Annotated in this window: 7 protein-coding genes; 3 read left to right on the plus strand and 4 right to left on the minus strand. The window is 52.7% G+C overall.

The features are described from left to right. Positions 1 to 125 precede the first annotated feature (125 nt). Both AC0QHF_RS13090 and AC0QHF_RS13095 read right to left on the minus strand, forming a co-directional pair. Positions 126 to 344, minus strand: a complete 219-nt coding sequence (locus tag AC0QHF_RS13090) for a type II toxin-antitoxin system HicB family antitoxin (RefSeq protein WP_324704662.1) — start codon at positions 342 to 344, stop codon at positions 126 to 128. A 491-nt stretch (positions 345 to 835) separates the two neighbouring features. Continuing rightward, positions 836 to 2,149 (minus strand): ATP-binding protein, encoded by a 1,314-nt coding sequence (locus AC0QHF_RS13095; RefSeq protein WP_324704663.1) that lies wholly within the window; start codon positions 2,147 to 2,149, stop codon positions 836 to 838. A gap of 181 nt (positions 2,150 to 2,330) precedes the next feature. Here AC0QHF_RS13095 and AC0QHF_RS13100 point away from each other — a divergent pair, with 181 nt between their 5' ends. Further along, positions 2,331 to 2,672, plus strand: a complete 342-nt coding sequence (locus AC0QHF_RS13100; RefSeq protein WP_324704664.1) for a TMEM14 family protein — start codon at positions 2,331 to 2,333, stop codon at positions 2,670 to 2,672. A gap of 168 nt (positions 2,673 to 2,840) precedes the next feature. Here AC0QHF_RS13100 and AC0QHF_RS13105 read toward each other — a convergent pair whose 3' ends face one another. After that, complete coding sequence (locus AC0QHF_RS13105; RefSeq protein WP_324704665.1) at positions 2,841 to 4,199, minus strand: glycoside hydrolase family 10 protein; 1,359 nt, start codon at positions 4,197 to 4,199, stop codon at positions 2,841 to 2,843. Between the two features lie 540 nt (positions 4,200 to 4,739). On the opposite strand from AC0QHF_RS13105, the gene AC0QHF_RS13110 reads away from it, so the two are divergent. Both AC0QHF_RS13110 and AC0QHF_RS13115 read left to right on the plus strand, forming a co-directional pair. Beyond that, the gene (locus AC0QHF_RS13110; protein WP_324704666.1) at positions 4,740 to 5,060 is read left to right on the plus strand and encodes a DUF2853 family protein; all 321 of its coding nucleotides are present in this window, start codon (positions 4,740 to 4,742) and stop codon (positions 5,058 to 5,060) included. A 120-nt stretch (positions 5,061 to 5,180) separates the two neighbouring features. Further along, on the plus strand, positions 5,181 to 5,570 hold the full coding sequence (locus AC0QHF_RS13115) for a hypothetical protein (protein WP_324704667.1): 390 nt from the start codon (positions 5,181 to 5,183) through the stop codon (positions 5,568 to 5,570). A gap of 201 nt (positions 5,571 to 5,771) precedes the next feature. Here AC0QHF_RS13115 and AC0QHF_RS13120 read toward each other — a convergent pair. Next, the coding region (locus AC0QHF_RS13120) for a calcium-binding protein (RefSeq protein ID WP_324704668.1) at positions 5,772 to 7,092 on the minus strand (1,321 nt) is incomplete at its 5' end.

Raw genomic sequence — 7,092 nt, forward strand, 5'->3', positions numbered from 1 at the left:
AGGCTTGCGCCCTCGGGAATTGATTCCCAAGCGGTTTGGATATCTAACCCGTTTTGTTCCGAGCATTCAACCGGATTTGATATAACAACCGGCCCTTCTTAATTTCTTTTCTAATTCCTTTCGCTTCATGGAATTGATATGGTTTCCTCGATGGCATCTTCGGAGAGTCCCCTGCGAATATCTGCCAAGCGATCGTCCAGAATCAGTTGAATTGCCATCTTTAAATTTTCTTTGACTTCTTCGATGGTTTCGCCTTGCCCATTCGCGCCGGGAACCTGGGGGCAAATTGCCCAGTATCCGCCTTCGGAAGCCGCTTCAATGATTGCGGTGAATTCTGCCTTCATAGTCAATGTCCTCAAAGGCTTGATACTTTTTGATTATAATGGTTTCTGTGAGTCATGTCATATCAGATCCGGTTATTTACCTGAGAATCGGAGATCCCCCCCAACCCCCATCCCCCCCGGCCCCCCTTTGTAAGGGGGGAAAAAGGGGGGAGCCGGAATTGGCTTTGGCGAAAGCGGGTATTTAACCGGATTTGATATAAATACACGATCGCTCCTATACAGTGCCGTTCGCTGCAAAAGAAATACACTTTTTGATTCAAAGTCCCCGTTAAAGTTTCTAGCGTTGCCTCCCCTGGCTCCCCCCTTTCTCCCCCCTTTCTCCCCCCTTTCACCCCCCTTTCACCCCCCTTACTCCCCCCTTACTCCCCCCTTACTCCCCCCTTTCTCCCCCCTTTCAAAGGGGGGCTGGGGGGGATGGGGGCTGGGGGGGATGGGGGCTGGGGGGGATGGGGGTTGGGGGGGATGGGGGCCAGGGGGGCCAGAAATTTTGGCTATTTCTCGGAAACGGCAAATTCCGCCGTCAGGAAATCCACGAACTGCCGCGCCGTCCGGCCCGATCGCCCGTTGTGGCGGGTGGCCCACTGGCGGGCGCGATAGTCCAGGTCTTCGGGGTCGATGTCGAGTCCGGCGAGGTTTGTCAGGTGGCGGACGATCGCCAGATAGGCGTCCTGATCCGGCGGTTCAAAGGTGAGGGTGAGTCCGAAGCGATCGGCGAAGGACAATTTTTCCTGGACCGTATCCCAGTGGTGCACCTCGTCGGCATCTTGGGGCCGGGGGCGCTCCTCGAAAAATTCCCGCACCAGGTGGCGGCGGTTGGAGGTGGCGTACACCGCCACATTTTGGGGTCGGGCGGTTAAATTTCCCTCCAGGACGACTTTCAGGGCTTTAAAAGCGTCGTCGTCCTCCTCGAAGGACAGGTCGTCCACGAAGATGATGAATTTCTGGGGGACCCCCCGCAACTGCTCGATCGCCTCGGGAAGCGCCCCCAGGTCGGATTTGGCGAATTCGATCAACCGCAACCCACGATCGCCGTACCGGTGCAGCAGGGCCTTGATCAGGGAGGATTTGCCCGACCCGCGGCTCCCGTAAAGCAGGACATTCAGCGCCGGATATCCGGCCAGGAGAAATTCGGTATTTTTCAATAACATTTCCCGCTGGGACTCGTAACCCACCAACTGACTCAGGTGCACGGGGTCGGGGTTGGCGATCGCCCGCAGTTCTCCCTTTTGCCAGCGAAACGCCTGATTTCGGGCGAATTTTCCGGTCCCGTAGCGCCGGTAGTGGGCGGCCAGGGGTTCCAACCCGTCCCCCCAATTGTCCAGTGCCGCCAACTTGCGACGCAGGGGGAGTTCCTCAATTTTTTCGACGCGATCGGGGGCGTCTTCCCAGATAATGGGGAGGTCGGGAAGTTGCGCGATCGCCTGCACCCACAGGGCAATTTGCACCCCCTCGCACTGGTAAAGCGTCTGCAAGATGCCCAAATCGCGGCGGGCCGCGGCGGTTAGGGACCTGGGGAGGATGTCCAGGTCGGACTGTTGGGCCTGGCGGGTGAAGGGGTTCTCGGCCCGGAGAATTTGGGTGAGCAGGTAATTTTGCCAGCTTTGGCAGCGTTCCGCCTGCACCCGAAACCAGTCGCCGTAGGCTTGCAGACTGTCCGGAGTGTCCCCCCGCTGCAAGGTTTCCAACAGGTGCAAAAAGGCGCGGCCGATCGCCCCCTCCATCACGCCCTGGTACAGCAGCAGGGAGGCGGCCTGACGCTGGAGAAACTTCATTTTCGCGATCGCGTGGGGTTGCAGGGAAGACATCGGACAAAAATGGATCGAAATGGGCACCGAAACCGGCTGAAATCTCAATGAAAAAGCCGCATTTCTATATTTTATCGGCATTGGTGTCCGGAGGAATCGTTAATTTTTACAACGTTTTTTGCCGGTGTCCTCCCGTCCCTGATAGGTTGCTGTTGATGTCACTGTTGAAGGAGGAGGAGTCATGAGCCTGGGATTGATCGCAACCATCGCCTACGGAATTCTCGCGATAATCGGCGGGATCGTCGGATATACGAAAGCGCAAAGTAAAATTTCTCTGATGGCGGGCGTCGGCAGCGGCATTCTGCTGCTTTTGGGCGCTTTTCTCCAGGCCCAGGGCTTCGGCTGGGCGCTGATTTTTTCCCTGTTTATTTCCGTGGTTTTGGTGATCGCTTTCGTGGGGCGCTATGTCAAAACGAAGAAATTTATGCCCGCCGGCTTGATGATTATTTTGGGCCTGTTCGCGATCGCGGCGATGATCTATCAGTTGCTCGGGGGCGTGGCAGGGACGGCGATCGGCGCTTGATGATTATATTTATTGTGGCTAAAATCACCCCTTTTTTAATTTAAAATAATCCCCCTCCGCTCCCTCCGCCATTTTTCGGGGAGAATGACACGGCCCTGCTTTGGAAGGGGGGAGAATTGGCTTCCCAGTCCCCCTTTTTAAGGGGGATAATGGGGGGTATTCCATTCCCTAAATCGACGATCGCACCGCCGGGTTGGGGAAAAGATTGAGAAAATCTGACTGCCGTTCGGCGACCGGTTCCGGCGCGTATTCCCACAGACTTTCAAAGAAAAAGAACGCCACGCCCAAATTGCGATCGCGGGCCGCCCGGACTTTCGATTGAATGAACGGCATCGGGACGGGTCTATTTCTCAACCCCGTCAGAATTCCCACCGCCGTCGGGATCTTTTTCTGGGCGGCTTTCACTTCCGGGCGATTCAACTCTGCAGTAAAAAAGTCCATTTCGTCTCGATAAACCTGCACGATTAACTCATCAACCAGGTCATCCCTCACCCACCTCGCCCAATCTTGGAGGTGGCTGTCGTAGGCTACATGATAGGGGTTGGGTGTCACCGAAAAAATGACATTGGGCTTTTTCTCTTTGACCGCTTTATTCAGTTGTCTGACGAAGGCTGTAATTTTATCGGCCCGCCACCGCACCCAGGATGAATTGTACGGGTCGGATGGGGGACTGCTTCCGGTTTCTTGTTGATAGAGAGAACGGGTGTAGGAATCGTATCCGAAGACGTTGGGTAGACTGGTGTGATCGTCGAATTGTACCCCGTCGATATCGTACCGGGTGACGACTTCCAACACCAAATCGGTGATGAATTTTTGCACTTGCGGATGGAAGGGATTCAGCCAAACCACTTCCCCCGCTGCACCGATCCAAGTTTGGGTTCCGTCCCGCTGTTGCGTTAGCCAGTCGGGGTGATTTAACGCTAATTCGGAGGTGGGAGGCGTCATAAATCCGAACTCAAACCAGGGAATCACTAACAAGTTTTTACGATGGGCCCGTTGCACTAAATCGGCCAGCATATCTTGTCCTTGAATCCCCCGGCGAACAAAGTTTTGAATTCCCGCTTCTTGTACCACCGTACTGGGATATGTCACATAACCGGAGTTCCAAACTACCGGGTAAAGTGTGTTAAAATGGAGTCGAGATAATTGCCCGATCGCCTCTTCGAGTTTGGGCTGATCCATCAAAATGTCGCTGTCGTTGCTCGTCATCCACACGCCCCGAATTTCCGCTTGCTTCGCGATCGGTGGCTGCGGGGTGGCCGGTTGGGGGGTAGCCGCCGGTTGGGGGTCAACCTGTAGCATGGGTGGCGGCGCGATGGGTGGCTGCGCGATGGGTGGCGGCGCGATGGGTGGCGGCGCGATGGGTGGCTGCGCGATCGCCGGAATTTGCAGTACGGCGATTAATGAAACTAAAAAGAGTGCGACCAAAAACCGAGGCGATGTCGCATTCAAAATTCCCAGCGATCGCACCCCCCGTTTTCCGATCATCCATCGCAACCAATCTTTAATAAAAAAACAAAATTTCATCGATTTATACTCCCAGTTGACCCGCAATTTTTTTCAATACAACCCTATCTTGGGTCATCATTTCTATCTAAAATCATCCGTTAGACGGCGATCCCCAAATCGTCTTAGACGGCTTTTTCTGGATGGGTCGGGTCAGAACTGGGCTTTGATGGGGGACTGTCATAGGGGTTGAAGATGGTTGAAAGAGCGAACGTATTGAGTTTAACAGAAATTGAGTGAATTGGCGATCCGGTGTCAATTCGCAACTTTTAAAGTTTGAGTTATTGCGGGCAGAAGTCGAGGGGGGATGGGTTGTCGAGAGCAAAAGCCGTCACCGTCTCGGTTGTCGCCGATTCCCACCCCCTCGGATGTTCTGAACCGGCGAGGTGATGGTGTCGGATTGAACCGTGAGTTTTCGGATGTAGGGAAGTGAGGGCGTCCGTTTTTTGATTTTTAAATCAATTTGTGAGGTTAACTCCGGCCAATACTTGACCTCGATTGCCTTTTGTAGCAGAATCTTTGTTGAAGAAAAAATACAGTCAAGCGAGCGGAGATTTCCCAATGGACGAATATATCCAGGACGTGCAAAAATACACGACCAATGTCGATGAAGAAGTGGTGGAAAAAATTGTCAAACATCTCGGCATTGCTTTGCGGAGCCGAGATGCTTCATTGGTTTCCTGTGGCGATCAAGCCGAGTTAGATCGGGTGCGGGAGAGCTTTTTAAAAAAAAAGCTGCAACTGACGGCCAATGAAGCCGATTTGGACGGGGCGATCGCCGAGGTTTGCGAAGCAATGAAAGATACGCGGAATAAATCTCGCGTCACCTTTTACTATCTGCTGGCTGAAAAATTTGAAAAGTTTTCCTTGTTTAAGTCGTAGATTACCGGGGTTGGGCGATCGCACGTCCGATCGCCTATGCTAATGTTGTGAGGTTCAATTCGTATTGGAGAAGTTGATATGATCATCCGTAATGTGTCAAAATTATTGTTACTGCTACCGATGCTAACCATTGTTGCGGGGGTAGGTTCTGGCGCGATCGCCGAAACCGAACCCGTTTCAGAAGATGCGATCGCCCAACGTCGCATCCGAGCTACCTTTTTTGAGGAAGAACAGGACTCCGGCTTCACCAATTCCTTTTTAGGCGATGCCTTGGGCGGCATCGGCGACCCCCTCGGAGGCGGCGGCGCCACGACGGGGGGCGTTTCCAGCAGTTCTGACTCCCTGCAAACCTCCGAAAATACGACGGGTGGCGGACTGAACACGAACCGAGCTTTGCCCTCCACCCTTCCCGTCGCGCCGAGTTCCGTTTCGGGCTCCGACGGCGGAACCACAACCACCAGACCCACCGGAATCGGCATTTTCCGGACTTTGCCGCCGTCTCGTCGGTAATTGTACTGTCTAGTAGTGGACTGTTTCATTTTAAATGAGGCGCTCCGATCTGAATCCACAGGCAAGATGCCCGATGCTCCGTTTTGAATCTACAGGCAAGATGCCCGATGCTACGTTTTGAATCTACAGGCAAGATGCCCGATGCTCCGTTTTGAATTTTGCCTCATTTGAGCTGAAACGGTCTGATGGCGACCCTATGGTTTAAAGGATCAAAATTGATGAATCATCCAGAAGGGGGAAACTACCATCAGGCAAAGGACTGAAAGCAGCAATAACGAATTGATTGTTACTTTCATCAACATACCGTAACTCCCCAGTTGTTTGTGCGTAAATCAAGGCAGATTCATTAACGGGAATTTCATCGGTTTCACCAATCAAATTGATGCCACTGAAATCTTCCGTAAACTGTACTTGGTCGCTATCAGAATCAAAATCCGAAATAGAGTCGGTTTGATTATCTTGCACTTCCTCGACTGATCGATAAAGGAAAGTATCATTTCCATCACCACCTATCAGAAAATCACCACCAAAGCCTCCTTCGAGAATGTCATTTCCGTTGCCACCCTGTAGCGTGTCATTTCCGGTATTTCCAAATAGAGAATCATCGCCTTCAGCTCCTCGGAGAATATCGTCACCTCCCAAACCATCGACGGCTGTCACGGCGGAAATAGTAACCGTTACCGGGGCAGATGCCGTATTCCCCGCACTGTCACTGGCAGTATAATTAAAACTCCCGACGGTTTCTCCTAGCAGTGTCGGGATAAACTGCACCGCCGTACCACCTTCAAGAATGGTCGCGTTTCCTCCCACCACAGTGCCGAGACTGTCAATTGTCAAACCACCGGCCGGACTGTCATTGTCTAAAACGGGAATGGCGATCGCATTCAAACTAGAGGGAAAATCATCCAGACTGATGACATCGGGGCCGTCCGTCCCCAAAATTGAATCGGGTGTGGTTGCAACATCGGCTTTGGCGGTAACTGGAGCGATCGGCTCTGTTGAGGTTCCCACTAGCAGGATATCATTGGTGGATAGGTTCGGAGAACCATCGAAAACTGCGACCGTCTCAGGGGGCTCAATTCCGATACCATTCGGGTAATATTCGAGGATTCCATCTGGCTGGTTGTAGATTAAAATTGGACTGGTGAGGGTGTTCGGAATATTGGGATCGGTGACAAATTGTTCCGAACTGAGTTGGTTTTCAGGAGTACCTTCAATTAACTCAAATCCAAATTCGTTACGGTCGAAAACGAGACGATCGCTCCTCGGCGTAAAATCGGCGATGCGATCGGAATTTGTGCCAGAACGAGAGAGATAGGCAAAGGTATCCAATCCTTCTCCCCCTTGCAGGGTATCGTCTCCGGCGGCACCAATCAAACAGTCATTTCCAAAATTTCCAAATAGGGAATCATCGCGATCGGAACCCGTGAGGGTATCGTTACCCTCCAACCCGTCGATCGCACTGAGAATCTCAACCGTTACGGTCGCCGATGTTCCATTACTAAACACCTCAAAACTTCCC

It is taken from the genome of Lyngbya sp. CCY1209, from assembly GCF_055795065.1.

Bases quoted from the DNA above. Each gene is read 5' to 3' on its own strand.
- AC0QHF_RS13090 (WP_324704662.1), bottom strand. From the start codon at position 344: ATGAAGGCAGAATTCACCGCAATCATTGAAGCGGCTTCCGAAGGCGGA.
- AC0QHF_RS13095 (WP_324704663.1), bottom strand. From the start codon at position 2,149: ATGTCTTCCCTGCAACCCCACGCGATCGCGAAAATGAAGTTTCTCCAG.
- AC0QHF_RS13100 (WP_324704664.1), top strand. From the start codon at position 2,331: ATGAGCCTGGGATTGATCGCAACCATCGCCTACGGAATTCTCGCGATA.
- AC0QHF_RS13105 (WP_324704665.1), bottom strand. From the start codon at position 4,199: ATGAAATTTTGTTTTTTTATTAAAGATTGGTTGCGATGGATGATCGGA.
- AC0QHF_RS13110 (WP_324704666.1), top strand. From the start codon at position 4,740: ATGGACGAATATATCCAGGACGTGCAAAAATACACGACCAATGTCGAT.
- AC0QHF_RS13115 (WP_324704667.1), top strand. From the start codon at position 5,181: ATGCTAACCATTGTTGCGGGGGTAGGTTCTGGCGCGATCGCCGAAACC.